A 21704-nucleotide genomic window follows, 5' to 3' on the forward strand; every position below is an offset into this window, starting at 1 on the left:
ATGTGTGGCATCGTAGGCATCGTTCAGTCGAATCCCGTGGACTTGCGCCATGTCGCGGACATGGCCGATCTTATTCGTCACCGCGGACCGGACGACGAAGGCATTGTGGTCTTTCCTGCGCAGGGGCCGGTTTGTCTCGCGGGTGACGACACCCCGTCGTTCGACCAGGTCGGTGCGCTTCCCTACCGTCCGGTGGCACATCGCCGGGAATGGTTTGCCGATCGGCCCGCGACCTATCTTGCGATGGGGCATCGCCGCTTGTCCATCGTGGATCTGTCGCCGCTTGGGCATCAGCCGATGTCCTACCAGGATCGCTACTGGATCGTCTATAACGGAGAGGTGTTCAATTATGTCGAGTTGCGCGAGGAATTGACCCGTTACGGGTACCGTTTCCGCTCGCATTCCGACACCGAGGTGTTGCTCGCCGGCTATGACCGCTGGGGGGCCGGCCTGCTCGATCGTTGCAATGGCATGTGGTCGATGGCGATCTACGACCGCGAAAAGCACACGCTGTTCCTGGCGCGCGACCGTTTCGGAGTGAAGCCTCTCTATTACCGAGTGACGAACGACGGTGCGTCGTTGGCCTTTGCCTCCGAAATCAAGGCATTTTCCGCATTGCCCGATTGGCGTCCCACCGTCGCTGCACAACCGGCATTCGATTTTCTTGCCTGGGGGATTCAAGACCACGGCGACGAGACCCTGTTCCAGGGCGTGTATCAATTGCCGCCGGGTCATTTCGCGATGCTTCAGCTCAATGGCCATGGGGGCTTGACGCGCCGCTTGGACCCAAGGCTGGCGGTTACGCGTTGGTATGATCTCGAGCGCAAGCATTGCGACGTTCCGATGAATTTCGACGAGGCTGCAGGCGAGTTTCGTCGCTTGTTCCTCGATGCGGTGCGTCTACGCATGCGCGCAGACGTGCCGCTCGGCTCGTGCCTGTCCGGCGGGCTGGATTCGTCCTCGATCGTTTGCGCGGTGCGTGCAGAGCTCGATTCGATTGGGGCAACGATGCCGCAAAAAACGTTCTCGTCGTGCTCGGAATACCGTGCAGTCGACGAGCGCGAGTTCATCGAGGAGGTGACGCGCGCCAACAACGTGGAGAGCACGCTGCTTTTCCCGTCCGGAAGCGAGTTGTTCGAGCGTCTCGACGATCTCGTGTGGACGCAAGACGAACCCTTCGGCTCTTCCAGCGTGTTCGCGCAATGGTGCGTGTTCCGTACCGTGCGCGAAAACGGTGTCCTCGTCATGCTCGACGGCCAAGGGGCGGATGAGCAATTGGCCGGATATCATGGGTTCCTGGGTGCGCGGCTCGCGGGTCTCGCACGCCGGGGCCAAGTGAGTGAGTTTTCCACGGAGTTTGGCGCAATGCGCCGGCTACATGGTTACGGCGGCGTCAAGTTCGCGGAATACCTTGTGGCGAATCTGTTCCCGGGGTCGATTCGGCCGCTGGGTGCGTTGCGCGGGATGACGCAGATGCGGCGCGACTGGATTGATCCCGCCGCATTGGGTGCGCGTGATCGCGACCCGTTCGTCCCGCTCGGCGCTCGCGCACTATCCGTGCGTCAGTTATCGCTGGCCCAAATGAACGGTTCCAACCTGCAGATGCTGCTGCATTGGGAGGACCGCAATTCGATGGCACATTCGATCGAAGCGCGCGTGCCGTTCCTCGACTACCGGCTGGTGGAGTACTCGCTCAACCTGCCCGAGGTGTTCAAAGTCGAACATGGCATGACCAAGCGTGTCCTGCGTCAGGGTATGCGTGGCATGGTGCCCGAAAAAGTTCTCGATCGCATCGATAAGAAGGGCTTCCTGACAGCGGAGGAATTCTGGATGAAGGGCGATCATAGCGCGCAGTTCGCTGCTCGCCTCGATGAGGCGATCGAGCGCGCGGGGCGTTTCATTGACACCGGCATGCGTGACGTACTGTCGCGCGTGGTGGCCGGCAAGGCGCCGTTCAGCTATCACGTTTGGCGCGTCATCAGTTTTGGCGCTTGGCTCAAACGATTTGACATCACGGTGTAAGGACCCCATATGAAGAAAGTTTATTCGATCGTCGGGGCACGGCCTCAATTCGTCAAGGCTGCGGTGGTCGCGCATGCTTTTGCGCGCGAAGCCCAGGCCGAGCATCACCTGATCCATACGGGGCAGCATTTCGACGAAAACATGAGCGACATCTTCTTTAGCGAGCTGGAAATTCCGGCGCCGCTGCACCGCCTTGCGGTCGGTGGATTGTCGCATGGCGCCATGACCGGACGGATGCTTGAGCAGGTCGAGGATATCTTTCTCAAGAACCGTCCCGATGCCGTAATCGTCTATGGGGATACCAACTCGACGCTGGCCGGTGCGCTAGCCGCCGTCAAGCTCCATATTCCAGTGGCGCACGTTGAAGCAGGTTTGCGCTCGAAGAATCGGGCGATGCCAGAAGAGATCAATCGCATCGCCACCGATCACGTCAGCGATCTGCTGTTCGCCCCCAACGATACGGCCGTCAAGCAATTGTTGTCCGAGGGACTTCCTGCGTCCAAGGTCAGCAATGTTGGCGACGTCATGTTCGATGCATGCCTGCGCTATGCCCAGGGTACGGGCGACGACAGCATTCTTGCGGCGCTGGATGTGGCGCCGCTCGGTTACACGCTCGCAACGGTGCATCGCGCCGAGAACACCGATTCCCCTGATCGCCTGGCGGGAATCCTGGAAGGGTTCCGGCGCGTTGGGAGTCCTATCGTACTGCCCTTGCATCCGCGGACGCGGGGCAAGATCGAAGCGTTTGGCTTGCAGGTGCCGCCGAACGTGAAGTTGATCACCCCTGTGGGTTTTCGCGCGATGCTGGAACTCGAGCGCCATGCGCGCTGTATTGCCACCGATTCGGGCGGCGTACAGAAAGAGGCCTTCTTCATGCGCAAACCGTGCGTGACGATGCGCGACGAAACCGAATGGACGGAACTGGTGCAAAGCGGGTGGAACGTATTGGTCGGCGCAAATTCGGCGTTTATCGCCGACGCCATCGCCGGAGCGGCCGCACCAGCGGATTGGCCAGCGTTCTACGGTGACGGGGATGCCTCCGGGAAGATCGTCGCGCAAGTACTTGCGCTGCCCGCGCTGGCCCGTTGATTGCCCTGGAAGAGCCGTCTGCCATGAAAGTCGTTTTTTTCGTCCATTATTTTCCGCCGCTCAATTCGACCGGTTCCCGGCGCGTTGAGTCCTTCGCGAAGTACCTGGCGCGCGATGGACACGAGATCGTCGTTGTGTCGACGAGCAAATCGTTGCGAGACGGTCCGCTCACCGAGCCGGTGCCCGGATACGTCCGACTCTATGAAATCGATTCGCAAGGACGTCTTGTCACGACGCGCGACGACAGCGCGACCCAAGGTGCCGCGACGCCCGCCGCGAAACGCATCCACTGGACCCGCCGCGTCAAGCAGAAACTGATGCGCGTCTTCGGGCAGGTGCTTGACCACCGCATTACGTTTGCGTTGGCACTTCGATCCGCCAGCCTGGCGCCGGAAGTCGTGGCCGAGCTCTCGAGCGCGGACGTATTTGTCAGTTCTTGTCCGCCGTGGCCCGCCCATTTGGCGGCGCTGTTTGCGTGCCGCCGCTTCAACAAGCCCTGGATTGCAGACTATCGAGACCAGTTCAGCGGCAACCACGTCATGAACGGGAGCTGGCTGTCCGACCAAATCGAGCTTTGGATCGACCGCATCCTGCTTAAGCGCGCCACGGCGGTCACGGTGATATCCGAGCCGATGCAAACGTATTACGAGACCATGCACGCGCTTGTCGAGTGTGTCGAAAATGGTTATGACAGCGAGCTATTCGACAAGGTGCGCGCCGAAATGCCGGCCCGGCCTGCCGAAACGCGCCAATCGCAATCGGTGCTGCGCTACTTGGGGACGATCACACGCGATCGTATTCCGTTGAATTTGCTCGCAGCGCTTGAGTTGCTGGCCGGCGAGACGACGTCTGGCATGCCGACAGTACGGTGCGAATTTTACGGCGACACCCGCATTCTGGAGGATTATGTCGCAGCCCGTCACCCGCGTCTCAAGGGTTGGATCGAGTTCCTGCCGGCCGTGCCCTATGCGAAATCCATTGAGGCGATGCTGACCGCAGATGCATTATTCTTCATCGAAACCTCGGATCTTTCGAGTCTCAGCGCGCGAGGGGTGCTGACCACCAAATTGTTCGAATACTTGGCATCGGAGCGCCCGATCGTCGCCGAAATCGACGACGCGACGCTGGCTGCCAGCTACATCCGGCGCGCTTCGCCGCAGCATGTCGTGTCTCGCGACGCAACGGCGCTGGCTGCCGCTTTGCGGGCGCTTGGGCGCGGAAACGCCGCACAAGTGAATGACGAATTCGTGACCAGTCTCGCGCGCAAGGAAAAGGCACGGGAATTCGAGCAGCTTGCGCTTCGGCTCACGCAGCGCTAATCGGATTTGCACGGAATCATGGAAAGATTTCTCAGGGCCATCGTCGAACCTTCCGCAGGCGCCGTCGTACTCGCGCTGGGGCTCATCACGTTCTACGGCGTAGGCACGTGGTTCGTGAATGTTCCGATGCGTCCGGAAACCGCTGCCGACATGTCATTGCTGCCGTGGGTAAGCGCGTTGTGCGTGGTACTTGGTTCATTGTGCTGCCGCCGTCACGCGTCGGTGGTTTTCCGAGAGGGGTGTGCGAAATGGGTGGTTTGCGGTGCGACGCTGCTGTTCCTGACGTTTTGCATTGTCACGTTGATGACGGCGGCATCGATCCCAATCGTGCAGGCGATTCATGGCGCCTCGGCCGCCGACATTGCGGTGGCGCGCGAGGAGTTTCTCAAGGCGCGCGTCGGCTGGGCTGCGGTCCTGCCGTATGCGAATGGCCTATTGACCGCCGCGGTCCTGCCGTATTGCATGTGTATTGCGCTTCTGCGCCGCTACCGTTTCCGGTGGTGGATCGTCGCACTTTTCTTCGGCTACTCGATGATATTCGTCGAGAAGGCATTCTTCCTGCGCGTCCTCCTGCCGCTGATGGCGGTCGTCGTCGTGAGTCGCACACGCCGCATTCGCCTTGGCTGGCTGCTCGCCGCTGCCGTGGCGCTGCTACTGTTTAACATCGTCCTTTCCGGATTTGCCGAGTCGACTGGGACTTCCGTCGGCGACTTTCTCCTGTTCCGTGCGTTTGCGGTACCCGTGAGCACGGTGACGGATTCGCTCGACTATTGGTGGAAAACGTATCACGGTGCGCCGTTTCTTGGCGCTACGAACCTAGTGTTCTCGTCATTGTTCGGGTTACCTCGCGTGCCGTTTGAGCGTGAGGTCTTCGAATACGAGTGGGGGGCGTCCGTGACGGGAACCGGCTCGTCCAATGCCGCCTATTTCGTGGAGGCGTATGTCAATTTCGGATGGATCGGCGTCATCGTCACCAGCCTGCTGCTCGGTGCGTTGATCAGCTATATCGGGCGTTCTCGTGATCAGGCCCTGCGCTGCACGCTACCGCTGGTGCTCTACAGCGTGTTCGTCGGCGGTTTCTATGGCGTGTTGTTCGGTAATGGCCTGGTGGTTACGCTCGCATTGTCGGCCTGGCTGAATCGCCGTACTCGGCGAGTGCCCACCCTTGCACTCGCCGGGTCCGGGGTGTTGCATTCGGTCGCCGCCGAAGCGATTCCAGAGGCGCCCGCTGCTGCGTCACACCTTGCGTCCGATCCAATGAACTATTTGGTCGTTAGCCAGTACTACCACCCGGAATCGTTCCGCATCAACACGCTTTGCGAGGACTTGGCGGCGCGAGGCCATACTGTGACGGTGTTGACCGGACAGCCCAACTACCCGAGCGGTACGATAGCGCCGGGGTACCGAGCCTGGTCGTTCCGGCGAGAGTCGATCGGGGGCGTGGAGGTGATTCGTATCCCCCTGTACCCCCGCAAGCGGGGCTCGGCAATTCATTTGATCCTTAACTACCTGAGCTTTGTGGCTTCCGGCATTCTTTTCGCGCCGTTCCTGCTATGGGGAAGGCGCTTCGACGGCATCTTCGTCTATGCTGTGTCGCCGCTTCTGCAGGCCTTGCCGGCCGTTGTGCTGAAATGGCTCAAGCGTGCTCCGCTGGTCATATGGGTGCAGGACCTTTGGCCCGAATCGCTCGAGGCGACGGGCTTCGTGAAGCATCCCGGCATGTTGCGCGCCGTGGGCGTTGTGGTCCGTTTCATCTACGCCCGTGCCGACTCTGTACTGGTGCAGTCTGACGGATTTGTCGAGCCTGTGGCGCGATTGTGCGAGCGCCGCAAGATCGCGGTATTCCCGAATAGTGCCGAGGCAGTGTTTAAACAAGACGGCTTGGGTATTCCGTCGCCGATCGCCGGCCTGGACGAAGGTTTTTCTGCCGTTTTTGCCGGGAATCTTGGCACGGTGCAGGCATTGCCGACGATTTTGGACGCCGCCGAACGGTTGCGGGAATATCGCGATATCCGCTTCTACCTGGTGGGCACCGGCACGCTCGCAGATGAGCTCGCCCGACAGATCGAGGCGCGCTCGCTCTCCAATGTTGTCCTGGCCGGGCATTTTCCGATCGAACAGATGCCGGCGATTCTTTCGCGCGCATCCGTGCTGCTGGTGACGCTGAAAAACGTCGCACTTGGCCGTCTGACGGTGCCGAGCAAAATCCAGGCCTATCTGGCTGCCGGGCGTCCAATCATCGCCGCATTGGATGGCGAAGGTGCCCGCGTGGTCGAGGCGGCCGGTGCAGGTCTCAGTTGTCCGAGCGAGGATGCCGTGCAGCTCGCCGACCGGGTACTGGCGCTGTATCGCATGAGCCCTGCGGAACGCGAGCACCTTGGCCAAAATGGCAAGGCATTCTTCGCCGCGCATTACGATCAGGGCCGATTGAATGATTTTCTGGTGGATCACTTTGGCGAATTGACTCGCCGTTAAGGCGAGCCGGCTAAGGGCAACCCCCTCTCTTTCGTATAGGCGACATTGCAATGAGAATTCTTATCCTCGGTGCTTCCGGCATGCTCGGCAACGCCGTCTACCGATATTTTTCCGGGGACGCGACGCACCAGGTTTTCGGTACGATACGGCAACCCGCCGCGGCGAACGCCTTCGATGCGGCATTGCGCGGCGGTCTCATTCCGTACGTGGATGTGCTGAACGAAGACGACCTTGTGCGCGCGTTTACCGCGTCCAGGCCGGACGTCGTGATCAATTGCGTCGGTCTCATCAAACAGCTCGATTCGGCTAACGATCCGCTTGCCGCGTTGCCCATTAACGCACTGCTGCCGCATCGCGTCGCGCGTTTGTGTGCGTTGGTGGGCGCGCGTATGGTGCATGTCAGTACCGATTGCGTGTTCTCAGGCAAGAAAGGAGGGTATGTCGAAAGCGACCAACCCGACGCCTACGATCTTTACGGCCGCAGCAAATTGCTTGGCGAGGTCGACTATGCCCACGCCATCACACTGCGCACATCGATCATCGGCCATGAGCATGGCCGCGCTAGCGCCCTGATCGACTGGTTCTTGTCGCAGAGCGGCCAGATCAAGGGCTTTACGAAGGCCATATTTTCCGGCGTGCCGACCGTCGAGCTGGCACGCATCATCGGTCAGTACGTCCTGCCGCACCCTGAATTGCACGGGTTGTATCACGTTGCGGCCCAGCCGATCGCCAAATTCGATTTGCTGACGCTGGTGGCGCGTGCCTATGGCAAGCCGATCGACATCATGCCCAGCGACGAACTGGTCATCGACCGCTCGCTGGACGCAACCCGCTTTAAGGACGCCACGGGCTATACCGTGTCCGACTGGCCGGCGTTGATCGCAGGCATGCACCAATTCAAATAATCGTTTGAGAGGAACACATCATGTTCGATGACAAGGTATTGATGATCACGGGGGGCACAGGTTCGTTCGGCAATGCCGTACTCAAACGCTTCTTGAACACTAACGTTCGTGAAATCCGGATCTTCAGCCGCGACGAGAAAAAGCAGGAAGACATGCGCATTGAGCTCGCGAACCCGAAGCTCAAGTTCTATATCGGGGACGTTCGCGATGCCGCGAGCGTGCGTGACGCCATGAAAGGCGTGAATCATGTCTTCCACGCGGCGGCGCTCAAGCAGGTGCCCTCATGCGAGTTCTATCCGATGGAGGCGGTGCGTACCAACGTCCTCGGTGCAGAAAATGTCCTGCACGCGGCGACGGCGAGCGGCGTGGAGCGCGTCGTGGTCTTGAGTACCGACAAGGCCGTGTATCCGATCAATGCGATGGGTATTTCCAAGGCCATGATGGAAAAGCTCATGGTGGCCAAGTCTCGTATCCAGGGGCCGGGGGACACCGTGATGTCCGCCACTCGCTACGGAAACGTCATGGCGTCGCGCGGATCGGTGATCCCGCTGTTCGTGAGCCAGATCAAGGAAGGCCGGGACGTGACGGTCACCGACCCGACCATGACCCGCTTCCTGATGTCGCTCGACGATTCTGTCGATCTGGTATTGCACGCTTTCAACCATGGCTGCCAAGGCGACATTTTTATTCAAAAGGCGCCGGCGTCGACGGTGGGCGAGTTGGCTCAGGCGTTGATCGAGCTGTTCAACAGCAAGAGCCAAGTGCGTGTCATCGGAACCCGACATGGCGAGAAGCTTTACGAGTCGCTGGTGTCGCGTGAGGAAATGGCGCGGGGCGAAGACATGGGGCGTTACTACCGGATTCCGGCGGACGACCGCGACCTCAACTACAACAAGTATTTTGTGCAAGGGGAAACGAGTATCTCCCAGGCGGACGACTATACCTCCCACAATACCGAGCGCTTGAATGTCGAACAGATCAAGCAATTGTTGCTGAAACTCGATTTCATTCGGGAGGAACTCCGTGCTTAAAGTCATGACGATCGTCGGCACGCGGCCGGAGCTGATCAAGATGAGCCGTGTGATTGCCGAACTGGAGCGGCACACGCAGCACGTTCTGGTGCACACCGGACAGAATTTCGACTACGAGCTGAACCAGGTCTTTTTCGATGATCTGGAGATTCGTCGTCCCGATCATTTTCTCGACGCTGCCGGGGAGACGCCGGCCGAGACGATTGCACGTGTGATCGAGCGCGCCGACAAGGTGATCGAGCAGGAAAAGCCTGATGCACTGCTGCTCTACGGCGACACCAACTCCTGCCTGGCCATCATCCCGGCCAAGCGTCGCAAGGTTCCGGTGTTTCATATGGAGGCGGGCAACCGCTGCTTCGACCAGCGGGTGCCGGAAGAACTCAATCGCAAAGTGCTCGATCACCTGTCGGACATCAATCTTGTCTTGACGGAAAACGCCCGGCGCTATCTGCTGGACGAGGGCATACGGCCGGAGACCATCTTCCGCACCGGTTCGCACATGCGCGAAGTCCTCGACTACTACGCGCCCAAGATCGAGCGTTCGGATGTCCTGGAACGCACCTCGCTGGTGCCCGGTGAGTACTTCGTCGTGAGTGCCCACCGTGAGGAAAACGTTGATTCCCCGGAAGCGCTTCACGACCTTCTCGACACGCTGGAAGCGTTGGTTCAGGAATTCGGTTTTCGCGTGTTGGTATCGACCCACCCGCGCACACGCGCACGCTTGGCAGCGCTGGGCCGCAAACTGCCGGAAGATCGCATCGAATTCGCCAAGCCGTTCGGTTTCGTTGATTACATCAAGTTACAGAAGGACGCGTTTTGTGTCTTGTCCGACAGCGGCACGATTACCGAAGAAACCTCGCTGCTGAACCTGCCGGCGGTCACGATCCGCAACGCACATGAGCGTCCGGAAGGCATGGACGTGGGTACGCTCGTCATGTCGGGGCTCAAGAAGGATCGCGTGCTCGACGCCGTGCGCATGGTGACATCGCAGTACGACCGAACGCGTGCACCCGTCCTGCCCGTAGCCGATTACGAGAATCCGCATGTATCCGTGCAGGTGGCTCGCATCGTGTTGAGCTACACCGATTACATCAACCGCACTGTCTGGCACAAGTCGGCCTGATATAAGCCTTGCAAGCTTGGGTCCGGCGACCGTATTGTTTTCGATGCGGTGGGACCCTTGTTGACGGGTGGCGTGGACGATCCTCATGACGAAAAGAACCGCCTACGCCGTTTGGCGCCGCCCCCTGTGGCTTTGCGCCGGCCTGGTTTTGAGCGCAGCCTGCCTCACAGGCTGGGCCGAGCCGGGCGGTGCGTCAAATATCAGCAGTTCCCGCGCGTTGTTCGAATTGCCCGACGGCGTCAACGAATTCGAACTTGTATACAGTGATGGGGATTACTATTTCTTCCACCATGCCTTCAACGCCCAGCGCACGATGGTAAGACGCGCTAGTAGCGTGGCCGGCCTCGCCAACGCCCTCGACGCGTTTGCAATGCCTGGCCTGTATCCCACGGCAATTGTCGACAACGGCGTCTGGCACGGCTGGGTTTGGGATGGCGCTCGGACCGTGCATTACGTGGCCCCTTCGTGGGATGGCCCTTATGAACGGACGGATGTCGTGGATATTCCCAGTGCCACCGATTGGCAGGTGCGACGCAATCCCGAGGATGGCTTGTACTATGCCTCATACAAGGATATCAACTCGCTCACCGCCGACATGGCTCGTGCGCCGAGCCCGAATGGACCGTGGGAGCGCCTCGGTCCCGTGTTTGCGTCGGACCAGCGCGCGAGTTGGCATCGGGCAGAAGAAGCGGATGCCGCTGTCTTCTTCGAGAAGGGGCGCGTTTACATAACGTTCGCCGGTTGGGGGGCGTCGAGGGATCTGGCGAGCGGTGAGCAGGTGATTGGCATTGTGGAACTCAACCCGATCACGTTCAAGGCCGTCGACGAAGGGCAGATCCTATTGCATCCGTCGCATGACTGGCAGCTGCGCGGCGGCGGCCGCAAGATATTCAACCCGGTCTTCCTCGCTGTGAGCGATACACCGCCCCGTGTGTACTATGCAGTCAATCCGTCGACGGAGGGCGTAACTGCCGGCTGGGGCTATGTGGATAACGTTACCTTGCCAACGACACTCACCGCGATCCAGGCCATTGCGAGTTCGCATTGACGCCATACCGTAGTCGGGACTGCCATGGCCGTGATCCATCGTGACCGACCTCCACGGGGTCGCGCGTTTGTTGCGCAACCCCGTGGGCGATCCCTATCGGGCACCGTGGACTTTCACGGCTTGTCCCACGCTGCCAAGCAACAACCCGTGGGCGGTGAAGGCTTTGGCGAGGACGCCACTTCCGTAAATGTTCAGATGCTGGTTGTCGAAGTAGATGGGCTTCCCTTGATAAACCGAACCTTGATCGAAGTCGGCAAAGTATTGCGTCAGGTCGACCCATCGGACATTGGGTATCGATTCGGTCAGCCGTCGAATCGTTTCATTGGCACGTGTTGTCTCGCCGCCGGTCTCGCGTGAGACATGTAGTCCAATCTGCTGGAAATGAGCGAGACGGAACGGGGAAACCGGCACGTGAGGCACATCGGACAGGACAACCACGGGACGTTGCGCGGCGATAGTGCGCAGAGTGGCTTCAAGCTTGCGCAGGTAGTCCTTGTCGGACGCAAGATCGGTCCACCCCATCTGGAATGCCCAATAGGATGTGATGACAACGACCTTGTAGTTCAGGTAATTGTCGCGGACGTATGTCTTGAGCGCCGCGCAAGGCGCCCATGCGAAATCGGGCAGCACCTTTTCGTCAAAGCCGAAAACGGGCGAGCATGAACTACCTGTTACGACGTTGGCCGCCCATCCCTCCCGTTTTCCCACAACGTCGACGAACGTGTTCAACGCGGCGGCGTGGGAGTCGCCGATCACCAGCGCGGAGGGCGCAACGTCCGGCGCGCCCCGCACGCATCGTTTGGTCAGGTTGCCATGACAAACGTCCAGTCCGTAACTCGTCAACATGGCGTCTTTCGGTTGCGGAGCGGAAAATTGAAGTGCCACGGCGCCAATGGCGGCCAGGAGTGCAGAGGGAACGAGATAGATCCGCGGAAATGCCCACCAGAAAGTCATAGGCCTGCGCTTGAAAGGACGCTCCACGAACAGGTACGTGGCGAACGCCAATGCGAAAGTCAACAGGACTGCGGTTACCGTCCAATGCCATGGCAGGGCGTAGCGCCCGTAAACGTAGCGCATGTACGCCAACACTGGCCAATGCCATAGATAGAGCGCGTAGGAAAGCAACCCAATCCAGACCAGAGGAAGTGCGCCAAGACAACGCGAAACGGGCGTCGTCATCGTTTTGCCACTGTAGATCAGCAGTGCCGCAGCGCCGCACGGCAGCAATGCCGCAAAGCCGGGGAACGGGGTGTCCCGATGGATCGCGAACAGGGCGACCGGCAACGCACAGAATCCTATGCTGCCAAGGATCACAGCCAGCCACTTCTGCCGAATTGGCGGAATGAAGGCGGCCAGCGCCCCTATCAGAATCTCGCCGGCGCGGTTCTGGAGCAGAAAGTAATAGCGTGTGGGGCCGTCCGGCGAGTGAACCAGCTTCGCGCTATAAGCAAATGCGGCGGCCGTCAGCACCGCGATGCCCAATGGCAGCAGGGCACGGATCGAGCGCCGGTCCGGCAATTTCCGGAGGATGATGCAAAGGCCGAACAGGAGCACAGGCCAGACGAAGTAGAACTGCTCTTCGACCGACAGCGACCACAGGTGTAATAGGGGTGTTTCGTCCGATCCCAGATCGAAATAGCCACGTTCCCGCGAGAACAGGATGTTAGCCGAGAAGATAAGGGCGTACTTGACCGAACTCACCAACGACGCCAGGTCTTCCGGCAGCAGCACGATCCATCCGACGGCCAACGTTGCCACAACGACGACCAGGAAAGCCGGGAGAATCCGACGCATGCGCCGAACGTAGAACTGGCCGAATGAGAACCGGCCGGCCAGCATTTCCTCTCCAATGATCCGTGTGATCAGATAGCCCGAGATCACGTAGAAGATGTCGACGCCGACAAATCCGCCGGGGACGAGCCGATAATCAATATGGAAGAGGATGACCGAAAGGACGGCGATCGCGCGGAGGCCGTCGATGTCCGGGCGGTATTTTAGTGGTTCTGCCTGACGATGCATAACTTCCGGGTCCTGTTTGGATGGGAGATTCTATCTCAACACCGCCATTCAATGTCCGGCCTTGCGTTCCCCTCCCCTTGGCACTTCGCCACGACCGTCTAGCCTTAAAGGAACACGATCTCGGTGCATGCGCCCGTCTATGGGTTGATGTGTGCCGAGTTCCGGACTCGCGCGCCGGGAATGGCGCGCACGGTGGAGATGGTCGTGTCCCGACACGCCGCGCACGGTATGCGGAGAAAGAAAGACTCACTTCTCCGGTAGCGCTTCACGACCTTCTCGAGGTGCTGCCACACATCGGCACCAATGACCACAATCGGACGCTATATGACCGCTTCAACGGGTACCTTACATACGCATTGCGTTTGAGCCAATGGTACGTCCAACCAGCGTCAGGCGTTGCTGTTGATGGCACGCCTTTGTTGGCTTTGTCCGTCTTCGTCAAGTGCGATATGTGGCGCCCGCAATAATGTCATTGGCACGCTGACCGTGGCTGAGACGGCGTTTCGCCAGGGCGTCGGAACCTTCGTGCTGATATCCACGGATAAGGCTGTACACGCAACCAATGTCATGGGTGCGACCCAGCGTTGTGCGGAGTTAATCGTGCAGGACTTTGCGCGGCGTGCGATTGCCGGGATGACGGGGCTGCGCCCCGGAGTGAAGTTGTACGAGGAACTGCTGATCGCAAGCGCGAACGCCAGCGAAACGCGTCAACCGAAGATCATGAAGGCCGATGAGCCGTGCTTGACACCGGAGCGGATGGAGACCGTCATCGCACGCTTGCGGGAACAGATGATCGACGCGCGCCGTTCCGAGCGTGTCAGCGCCTTGTTGATGGGTTTTGCGCTTCGAATGGATATCGGCCAGCTGCACCCGGCCTGCGACGCGAGGCCGATCGCCGCGAATCAGGCCTGAGGTGCAATTGGGCGCCTGGGCCAGGCGCCGGCTTGCTACACTTTTCGCCACAGCGTCCTGCGTGGCGTCGGCCACTGCGACAATCGCGCGCAAGTGTGGCGTTGTCAGCGCCGCATTTGTCCACGTACCGATTCGATCACTCGTACGTCGACGAGTGGGCAGCACTGCTGCCGCCCTCCGACCGCGACATCGCCAATCCAGCAAGCACGGCAAGTACGGTTGAATAGATGGCTGCGGTAAGTTTGAGCGTAAACGTCTCGACTGTGAGTCCGAAAATGAAGAAGCTCAGAATGTACACCAAACCCATGAGGGCGGCGTGCCGTCGTTCGCGAGACGGTGCATGGAGTTGACGCCAAAGCGTGAACGCAGGCCCTGCATACAGCAGCAAGATTGCCAGCAACCCTGGTGTACCGTAGTCGACGGCGTACGCAATCAATTGGTTATGGCTCTCGCCCCGGCCAAGTTCAGCGGCGAGTGGCGTCAGCACGTCTTCCTGAGTGAGTGGGCTCATCGCTTTCTTGTAGCCAAGCGCTCCCAGTCCAAGCACTGGATGATCCGAAAACAGGATGCCCCCCGCTTTCCAAAGTTGAAGGCGAACGCCAACTGAAGTGTCTTCTTGGCCACGTTCGAGGGAATGGATATCGGCTTGAAGTTCGCCGAAGCGCGATTGGACGGTTGGCGAAAAGACAAATGGGATGGCGATCACCGCAGATGCGCATACCACCGCTGCCAGCTTCTGCCACCACGCCCGATCGCGCATGCCCAGCGCGGCCAGTAACAAGACGACGGCCGGCACTGCAACCCACCCGCCGCGCGACCCCCCCGCGAGCGACGCATATGCGGCGCAAAGCGCGCCGCATACCTTGAAAATGCGGATAGCCAACGCGTCACGCTGAAACCAATCGATCGACACCAGCGAAAGCACGGCCAACACGCACGCGATGTCGCCGAAGTGAATCGGATTCAGAAAGGTGCTCCCGATACGTCCGCTCCCCCAATCGAAGGGGGCGAACACTACCACCGCCGCCGCGCCGAGGCCGCCCAGCCCAAACGTGAGCGAGCTCCAGGGTGCAATCCTGATCCGTCGGGTTTGCAGCGCTAGGAAGATGGGAATGGCCATGAGGAATCGCGACGGGGAATCGAGCGTGTTCATCACGATGTTGCCGTGCCAGCCTTCGCTCAACAAGATCGCGGCAAACGGCGCCGCCATGGCGTAGCAGAAGAGCCTGACCCCGGGGACAGACCAGCTGGTTAGAACTCGCGCCCGGGCTTCCCGTTGCAGCAGGGAAAAGGTTGCGATAATTGCGGCCAGGATCAGCAAGGCGTTTCCCGCCCTAGGGATCGCGAGTGATGCGGCCGGATATACAAGGATGAGTAAACTGGGCAGCCAGTGCCCGGGATGTAGTGCGTTCGTTCGAGCGGCGTGGACTTTCGACATACGATGACTTGCGTTCTATTCCGTGGCGGCCAATCGAATGGGCCCTTGAGGGGGCGCAGCATAGCCGCAGCATTGGTGGTTCTTGGGAATCGCGGAAGGCCGAGAAACCCGATTGATCCTCCGAATCATACGGCATTCCCGACCGGCAGCAGTCTATACACCCGGTGTATTGGAAAAAGCAGTGCCAGAGACCGAATGGGGGGAAGGTTGCGTTGTAGCAGAACCGCGCTCCGCCGTGATTTCGGCCGGCAGCAGCCGTTTCCCCAAACGGGTCAATAGCTCGCCCAGTGTGGTGCTGCCGTAGATATTCAAATGCTGTTCGTCGAAGTAGGCTGGCTTCCCTTGAAACAGGCCGCCATGTGTGAACTGCCGGAGCTCCGGTGCAAGATCGATCCAGTGGGCGTTCGGGACCGACTCGACGACCTTTCGGATCCGGTCATTCGCCTGCTGGGTCTTTCGTGAAAACGGGCGGTCCACGTCAAAATGAATCCGGTCGAATCGAGCAAGCCGGAACGGCGACACCGGCAAACGGGGGACGTCGGAAATGACGTAGACTGGGCGCGCCTTCGCAAGCGTGCGCAGCGTGTTCCCGAATTTCTCCAGATAGTTCCGATCGGTGGGCAAATCCGTCATGCCGAGCTGAAAGGCCCAGTAAGAGGCAATGAGGATGGCGTCGTACGAAAGATACTCACGTTTGACAAATTTTGTCAGTTCGGCGCATGGCTTTTGCGCGAAATCGGGCAAGGCCAGTGCATTGAAATCGAAGACCGGTGAGCAAGAGCTCGCTGTAACAACACGAGCGGACCGACCCTCCTGCCGTCCAACGACGTCGACGAACGCATTGAGCGCTGCGGCATGCGAATCGCCAATCATCAGGACGGTTGGCGCCACCTTTGTGTCGCCGCGCACGCAATGGCCGGTCAGGGTGCCGTGGCAGACGTTTGCGCCATAAGACGCCAGCATTGGATCGGCGGGGGCGGGTGCCGAAATGCGGGCATCGACGAGGCATGCCGTCAGCAGCAACGCGGCTGGCGTGGCGTAATGGCCGATGGCAGCGCGCGGAAATGTCATCTTGCGTCGCTTGAATCGCTTTTCCAGGAGTTCGTAGGAAAGAAGCGATAACAGGAGCATCACGGCGATCGCCGTGATGTTCCAGCCTACGGGCAACGAATACTGGCCATAGACATATCGCATGAAAGTCAATACTGGCCAATGCCAAAGGTAGAGCGAATACGATAGAAGCCCGACTGAGACGAGTGCAGGGAGCGCGAGCAAGCGTGCAACGAGTGTTCGGGTCCCCTCCGGATACCGGCCCGCATATAGGATCAACGCGGTGCTCACTGAGGGCAGCAGTGCCAGGAGGCCGGGGAACCTGGCGTTTCGATCGATTACGAATAGTCCGACGGCCACGCCGACAAGGCCCGGCGTAGCCAAACAGCCGGCGATGTTTCGCTCGACGGCCATAGGGAGGAAGGCGGCCATCGCACCGACCAACAGTTCCCCGAAACGAGAAAACAAGGAGTAGTAGCCAGACGTGCTCCCGGGCCTGCGCACCATCCACTCGCTGATCGTGAATCCGATGGCGATCATCAGGGCGATTGCGATCAGCATGCCATTTCGGGCGAATAGCTTGCGCTTGACGAGCCGAGACGATGCGAGCGCAAAAAGCCCCAAAAGCAGGACCGGCCAGACGAAGTAGAACTGCTCTTCCACCGATAGCGACCAAACATGCAACAATGGGGTTTCATCCGACGCCAGGTCGAAATAGTTGCGCTCCCGGGCGAAATGGATATTCGCGGCGAACAGCAGTGCAGACCGGATCGAAGCCAGCAGGGACAGGTAGTCTTCCGGAAGAAGCAGAATGCGCCCCACTACGAGAGTGACGGCTACGACCAGCAAGAAGACAGGGAGAATCCGCCGAATCCGGCGAACGTAGAATGCCTTGAAGGAAAACCGGTGGCTCCGCATTTCGGAAGCAATGATCTTGGTGATCAAATACCCGGAAATGACAAAGAAGATGTCGACTCCGATAAAGCCGCCTGGCACGATCCTGTAGTTTACGTGAAACAAAATCACGGAAAGCACAGCTATCGCGCGCAAACCGTCGATATCGGCTCGGTACGGATTGGCGGAAGGGGTGGGCATTGGGGTGAGGCAATTATGAATAGGCAGCGCGATTTTAGCCCATGTGGAGAGACGTCGACGGGAGGATGACCTGGCCGAGCCAAAACTGCGTTCAGTTCATCCTTGACACGACGCAATGACCGTCTAGCCTTAATAGAACACAATTTTGGCACGCGCTCCCGCCTAACGGGTGAGCGCGCGCCAACGTCCGGACGCGCATGCCATCCGGGGCATGCGCGGCGAGGCGGGCGTGACCTGGCGTGCCTTGCCAGGCATGCGAGAGGGAGACTGACAAGGAGACCGGCATCGTGCAAGACGGTTCGTACGGCTTCGTCCGCGCGGGCGTGCACTTTGGCATACACGCGCATCGGCACCATAGCGGCCCATGACGATCGCGATCGTTCTGATCGTCGTTGTCGTCGCGGCGCTCCTGTTCCACTTCTGGAGCCCGTGGTGGCTGACCCCGCTGGCGTCGAACTGGCGTCAGATGGACGACACGCTCACCATTACGCTGGTCGTCACCGGCGTGGCCTTCGTTGTCATCAACCTCTTCCTGGCTTGGGCGATCGTGCGCTACCGCCACCGTCCCGGCCATCGCGCCGCCTACGAACCCCATAACCGCAAACTCGAAGCGTGGCTGATCGGCATCACGGCTGTCGGCGTTGTCGCCATGCTCGCCCCCGGTCTGTTCGTCTATGCCGAACTGATCCGCCCACCCGCCAACGCCCTCGTTGTCGAAGTCGTCGGCCAGCAATGGCAGTGGCGGTTCCGCTTCCCTGGCGCCGACGGCAAGCTCGGCACCTCCGACGCCGCTTACTTCTCCGCCGACAACCCGCTTGGCGTCAACCCGAAAGACCCCGCCGCGCAGGACGACATCATCATCGACGCCCAGGAAGTCCACCTGCCCGTCGGCGTCCCCGTCAAACTCCTGCTGCGCGCCAAGGACGTCCTCCATGATTTCTACGTCCCGCCGTTCCGCACCCGCATGAACATGGTGCCGGGCATGGTGACCCAGATGTGGTTCACACCCACCAAAACCGGCCGCTACGAGATCCTGTGCGCCCAACTATGCGGCGTCGGTCACTCCAACATGCGCGGCGTCGTGGTCGTCGACGATCGGGCCGCCTTCGCCGCCTGGCTCGCCGCCCAGCCCACCTTCGGCCAGCTGCAAGCCCAGCACGCGGGCGCCGCCACCACCGATCCGCTCGCGGAAAAGGGCAAGCTGCTCGCCCAGTCGCGCGGCTGCGCCGGCTGTCATTCGGTCGACGGCAGCCCGGGTGTCGGCCCGACCTGGCACGGCCTCTACGGCAAGACGGAAACGTTCCAGGACGGCAGCACGGCAAGGGTCGACGACGCCTATCTCGCCGAGTTCATCCGCAATCCCACAGCCCGCGTGCCCAAAGGCTTCGCCCCGATGATGCCGGTGATGGACCTGTCCGACGCGGACCTGGCGGCGCTCATCGCCTATATCCGGACGCTTGCCCCTGCCGCTCAGCCTCAAGGGGCCCCGCACGCCGCCACACCCGCCAACGCACAGGCCGCTATCGTCGTGCCCCCGCCCGGCGGGGCGCCAGCCCCGATCGTGCCCGTGCCGGCGCGACCGGAATCCGGCACGACCGGCGCAGCAGGCGACTCGGGCCAACCCGCAACACCCGTCGTCCCGCCGCCAGGGCTCATGCCGGCGCAGACCCCATACGGCACGCCGGGGTCCGTGCCCGCACCGCCCCAACCCCAGAAGCGCTAGCGCAACCGCGAAGGAGAGGCCCATGGCCTACGATGCCGACCACGAACCGCAAAGCTTTCTGACGAAGTACATCTGGAGCCAGGACCACAAGGTCATCGCCATCCAGTACTCGCTCACGGCGATCGCGATCGGGCTCGTCGGCGTGGTGCTGTCGAACCTGATGCGGCTGCAACTGGGCTTCCCGGGAAAGTTCGCCTTCATCGACGCGAATCATTACTACCAGTTCGTCACCATGCACGGCATGATCATGGTGATCTACCTGCTCACGGCCCTGTTCCTGGGCGGCTTCGGCAACTACCTGATCCCGCTGATGGTCGGCGCGCGAGATATGGTGTTCCCGTTCCTCAACATGCTGAGCTACTGGTTCTACCTGGTGGCCGTGCTCGTGCTGGTCGCGAGCTTCTTCGTGCCGGGCGGTCCAACCGGCGCAGGCTGGACGCTATACCCGCCACAGGCCATCCTCCCCGGCACGCCGGGTGTCGAGTGGGGCATTGTCCTGATGCTTGTCTCGCTGCTGATCTTCATCGTCGCGGCGACGGCGGGCGGCCTGAACTACGTGACCACGGTGCTGCAGGCGCGCACCGAGGGCATGACCCTGATGCGTCTGCCGCTGACCGTCTGGGGTATCGTGATGGCCACGGTCCTTGCGCTGCTCGCGTTCCCGGCATTGTTCGTGTCCGGCGTGATGATGCTGCTCGACAGGACGCTGCACACCAGTTTCTTCATGCCGGCCATCGTTTCGATGGGCCGGGCGCTCGATTACAAGGGCGGCAGCCCGTTGCTGTTCCAGCATCTGTTCTGGTTCTTCGGGCATCCCGAGGTGTATATCGTGGCGCTACCGGCCTTCGGCATCGTCTCGGACCTCATCAGCACGCACGCGCGCAAGAACATCTTCGGCTACCGCATGATGGTCTGGGCGATTCTCGCCATCGGCGTGCTGTCGGTCGTGGTCTGGGCGCATCACATGTTCATCAGCGGCATGAACCCCTATTTCGGGTTCTTCTTCGCCACCACAACGCTCGTCATCGCCATCCCGACCGCGATCAAGGTCTACAACTGGGTACTCACGCTCTGGCGCGGCGACATCCACCTGACGGTGCCGATGCTGTTCGCGATCGGCTTCATCAGCACCTTCGTGGTCGGCGGGCTGACGGGCCTGTTCCTCGGCAACGTGTCCGTCGACATGCCGCTGTCGAACACGTATTTCGTCGTGGCGCATTTCCACATGGTGATGGGCGTTTCGCCGATTCTCGTCGTGTTCGGTGGCATCTACCACTGGTATCCGAAGATCACCGGCCGCATGCTCGACGACCGGCTGGGCCAATGGCATTTCTGGATCACTTTCATCGGCACCTACGCCATCTTCTTCCCGATGCACTACCTCGGCGTGCTCGGCATGCCGCGCCGTTATTACGAATTCAACAACTATCAGTTCATCCCCGACTCCGCGCATCTGATGAACGCCTACATCTCGGTGGCGGCGTTCGTCGTCGCCTTCGCGCAACTGCTGTTCCTGTTCAATCTTGCGTGGAGCCTGCGCCGCGGCAAGGCGGCCGGGCCGAATCCGTGGCGTGCCGCGTCGCTCGAATGGCAAACGCCGGACACGCCGCCCAAGCACGGCAACTGGGGGCCGACGCTGCCGGTCGTGTATCGCTGGGCGTATGAATACAGCGTGCCCGGCGACGCGCAGGATTTCGTGCCGCAGAACGCGCCGCCGCGCGACCGGGAGCGCGCCGCGCCCGGCGGCGCCCTGCCAAAAGGCGCGGAAGGAGCTATCTGATGAGATCGATGCCCGCGTACTATCCCCCCGACCCGAGCGGCACAAACGGCGCGCCGCATCGGAAGACGTCGGCCGCACAGGTCGCCTTGTGGTGGCTGATGGGCGTGATCGGCATGTTGTTCACGCTGATGCTCACCGCCTACGTAATGCGCATGAGCTACGGCGATTGGCAGCCCATTCCGGCCGGCACATCGATCACACCGCTGTGGGGCACGACCGCGTTGCTTGTGCTGGCCTGCGCCATGCTGCAAGCGGCCGTGCATGCCAGCCGGCACGGTGAGTTGTTGCGCGCACAGCGGCGCTGGGCGATCGCGGGACTCGCGGCCGCGGCATTTCTTGCGGGGCAACTGTGGGTCTGGCATCTGCTCGGCCTGCGCCATTTCGACGTAGCGGGCAATCCGGCCAACAGCTTCTTTTATCTGCTGACGGGCCTGCACGGCCTGCATGTCGCCGGCGGCTTGCTCGTGTGGGCGGCGCTGGCCAGGCGCCGACTGTCGCCGGCCACGCGCGCGCACCGTCTCGCGCTGACGGCCCAGTACTGGCATTTCCTGCTGGCGCTGTGGCTGGTGTTGTTCGCGGCCATCGCGAACCTGACGCCGGCCATCGCCCAGCGGCTGTGCGGCGTAGGCTGACACTCGGCGGTTGAGCGCCGAACGGCGACCGAAGGAGTCATCG

Annotated in this window: 15 protein-coding genes and 1 pseudogene; 13 read left to right on the plus strand and 3 right to left on the minus strand. The window is 60.8% G+C overall.

Features of this window, described 5'->3' with window-relative positions:
* The 8 genes from asnB (at position 1) to PTE30175_RS21135 (ending at position 11012) form a co-directional block, all read left to right on the plus strand.
* Positions 1-2022, plus strand: coding sequence for an asparagine synthase (glutamine-hydrolyzing) (asnB, locus tag PTE30175_RS21100; RefSeq protein ID WP_150699030.1), 2022 nt, complete (start codon positions 1-3; stop codon positions 2020-2022).
* A 9-nt stretch (positions 2023-2031) separates the two neighbouring features.
* Positions 2032-3111: a non-hydrolyzing UDP-N-acetylglucosamine 2-epimerase gene (gene wecB, locus PTE30175_RS21105; protein ID WP_150699031.1), complete on the plus strand. Its 1080-nt coding sequence runs from the start codon at positions 2032-2034 to the stop codon at positions 3109-3111.
* A gap of 23 nt (positions 3112-3134) precedes the next feature.
* A complete protein-coding gene (locus tag PTE30175_RS21110; protein WP_150699032.1) occupies positions 3135-4430 on the plus strand; it encodes a glycosyltransferase in 1296 nt (431 codons plus the stop codon).
* Between the two features lie 18 nt (positions 4431-4448).
* The gene (locus PTE30175_RS28810; protein WP_224788906.1) at positions 4449-6905 is read left to right on the plus strand and encodes a glycosyltransferase; all 2457 of its coding nucleotides are present in this window, start codon (positions 4449-4451) and stop codon (positions 6903-6905) included.
* A gap of 50 nt (positions 6906-6955) precedes the next feature.
* Positions 6956-7810 (plus strand): dTDP-4-dehydrorhamnose reductase family protein, encoded by an 855-nt coding sequence (locus PTE30175_RS21120; protein WP_150699033.1) that lies wholly within the window; start codon positions 6956-6958, stop codon positions 7808-7810.
* A 20-nt stretch (positions 7811-7830) separates the two neighbouring features.
* Positions 7831-8841 (plus strand): polysaccharide biosynthesis protein, encoded by a 1011-nt coding sequence (locus PTE30175_RS21125; RefSeq protein WP_150699034.1) that lies wholly within the window; start codon positions 7831-7833, stop codon positions 8839-8841.
* On the plus strand, positions 8834-9964 hold the full coding sequence (gene wecB / locus PTE30175_RS21130; protein WP_150699035.1) for a non-hydrolyzing UDP-N-acetylglucosamine 2-epimerase: 1131 nt from the start codon (positions 8834-8836) through the stop codon (positions 9962-9964). Before PTE30175_RS21125 ends, wecB (PTE30175_RS21130) begins: the two co-directional genes overlap by 8 nt.
* 85 nt (positions 9965-10049) lie before the next feature.
* Positions 10050-11012: a glycoside hydrolase family protein gene (locus PTE30175_RS21135; RefSeq protein WP_150699036.1), complete on the plus strand. Its 963-nt coding sequence runs from the start codon at positions 10050-10052 to the stop codon at positions 11010-11012.
* Positions 11013-11105: 93 nt separating this feature from the next.
* On the opposite strand, the gene PTE30175_RS21140 is transcribed toward PTE30175_RS21135, so the two are convergent.
* Entirely contained in the window at positions 11106-13031 is a 1926-nt protein-coding gene (locus PTE30175_RS21140) for an acyltransferase family protein (protein ID WP_150699037.1), read from the minus strand.
* 453 nt (positions 13032-13484) lie between these two features.
* Here PTE30175_RS21140 and PTE30175_RS29135 point away from each other — a divergent pair.
* A pseudogene (locus tag PTE30175_RS29135) lies at positions 13485-13649 on the plus strand (polysaccharide biosynthesis protein); the annotation flags it as partial.
* Positions 13632-13943 (plus strand): polysaccharide biosynthesis protein, encoded by a 312-nt coding sequence (locus PTE30175_RS29140; protein WP_338044468.1) that lies wholly within the window; start codon positions 13632-13634, stop codon positions 13941-13943. The pseudogene PTE30175_RS29135 and the gene PTE30175_RS29140, both read left to right, overlap by 18 nt.
* 136 nt (positions 13944-14079) lie before the next feature.
* Here the strand turns inward: PTE30175_RS29140 and PTE30175_RS21150 are convergent, their stop codons facing one another.
* Both PTE30175_RS21150 and PTE30175_RS21155 read right to left on the minus strand, forming a co-directional pair.
* Positions 14080-15264 (minus strand): O-antigen ligase family protein, encoded by a 1185-nt coding sequence (locus PTE30175_RS21150; protein ID WP_191629160.1) that lies wholly within the window; start codon positions 15262-15264, stop codon positions 14080-14082.
* 270 nt (positions 15265-15534) lie between these two features.
* Complete coding sequence (locus tag PTE30175_RS21155; protein WP_150699040.1) at positions 15535-17526, minus strand: acyltransferase family protein; 1992 nt, start codon at positions 17524-17526, stop codon at positions 15535-15537.
* 364 nt (positions 17527-17890) lie between these two features.
* Here PTE30175_RS21155 and PTE30175_RS21160 point away from each other — a divergent pair, with 364 nt between their 5' ends.
* Genes PTE30175_RS21160 through PTE30175_RS21170 form a run of 3 tightly spaced genes read left to right on the plus strand, consistent with a single transcriptional unit; the run spans position 17891 to position 21661 of the window.
* Complete coding sequence (locus PTE30175_RS21160; RefSeq protein WP_150699041.1) at positions 17891-19249, plus strand: cytochrome c oxidase subunit II; 1359 nt, start codon at positions 17891-17893, stop codon at positions 19247-19249.
* A gap of 22 nt (positions 19250-19271) precedes the next feature.
* Positions 19272-21029 (plus strand): cytochrome c oxidase subunit I, encoded by a 1758-nt coding sequence (gene ctaD, locus PTE30175_RS21165; protein WP_150699042.1) that lies wholly within the window; start codon positions 19272-19274, stop codon positions 21027-21029.
* Positions 21029-21661 (plus strand): cytochrome c oxidase subunit 3, encoded by a 633-nt coding sequence (locus tag PTE30175_RS21170; RefSeq protein WP_150699043.1) that lies wholly within the window; start codon positions 21029-21031, stop codon positions 21659-21661. Before ctaD ends, PTE30175_RS21170 begins: the two co-directional genes overlap by 1 nt.
* Positions 21662-21704 lie beyond the last annotated feature (43 nt).

The organism is Pandoraea terrae (assembly GCF_902459695.1).
GTDB lineage: Bacteria > Pseudomonadota > Gammaproteobacteria > Burkholderiales > Burkholderiaceae > Pandoraea > Pandoraea terrae.

Bases quoted from the DNA above. Each gene is read 5' to 3' on its own strand.
- asnB (WP_150699030.1), top strand. From the start codon at position 1: ATGTGTGGCATCGTAGGCATCGTTCAGTCGAATCCCGTGGACTTGCGC.
- wecB (WP_150699031.1), top strand. From the start codon at position 2,032: ATGAAGAAAGTTTATTCGATCGTCGGGGCACGGCCTCAATTCGTCAAG.
- PTE30175_RS21110 (WP_150699032.1), top strand. From the start codon at position 3,135: ATGAAAGTCGTTTTTTTCGTCCATTATTTTCCGCCGCTCAATTCGACC.
- PTE30175_RS28810 (WP_224788906.1), top strand. From the start codon at position 4,449: ATGGAAAGATTTCTCAGGGCCATCGTCGAACCTTCCGCAGGCGCCGTC.
- PTE30175_RS21120 (WP_150699033.1), top strand. From the start codon at position 6,956: ATGAGAATTCTTATCCTCGGTGCTTCCGGCATGCTCGGCAACGCCGTC.
- PTE30175_RS21125 (WP_150699034.1), top strand. From the start codon at position 7,831: ATGTTCGATGACAAGGTATTGATGATCACGGGGGGCACAGGTTCGTTC.
- PTE30175_RS21135 (WP_150699036.1), top strand. From the start codon at position 10,050: ATGACGAAAAGAACCGCCTACGCCGTTTGGCGCCGCCCCCTGTGGCTT.
- PTE30175_RS21140 (WP_150699037.1), bottom strand. From the start codon at position 13,031: ATGCATCGTCAGGCAGAACCACTAAAATACCGCCCGGACATCGACGGC.
- PTE30175_RS21155 (WP_150699040.1), bottom strand. From the start codon at position 17,526: ATGCCCACCCCTTCCGCCAATCCGTACCGAGCCGATATCGACGGTTTG.
- PTE30175_RS21160 (WP_150699041.1), top strand. From the start codon at position 17,891: ATGACGATCGCGATCGTTCTGATCGTCGTTGTCGTCGCGGCGCTCCTG.
- ctaD (WP_150699042.1), top strand. From the start codon at position 19,272: ATGGCCTACGATGCCGACCACGAACCGCAAAGCTTTCTGACGAAGTAC.
- PTE30175_RS21170 (WP_150699043.1), top strand. From the start codon at position 21,029: ATGAGATCGATGCCCGCGTACTATCCCCCCGACCCGAGCGGCACAAAC.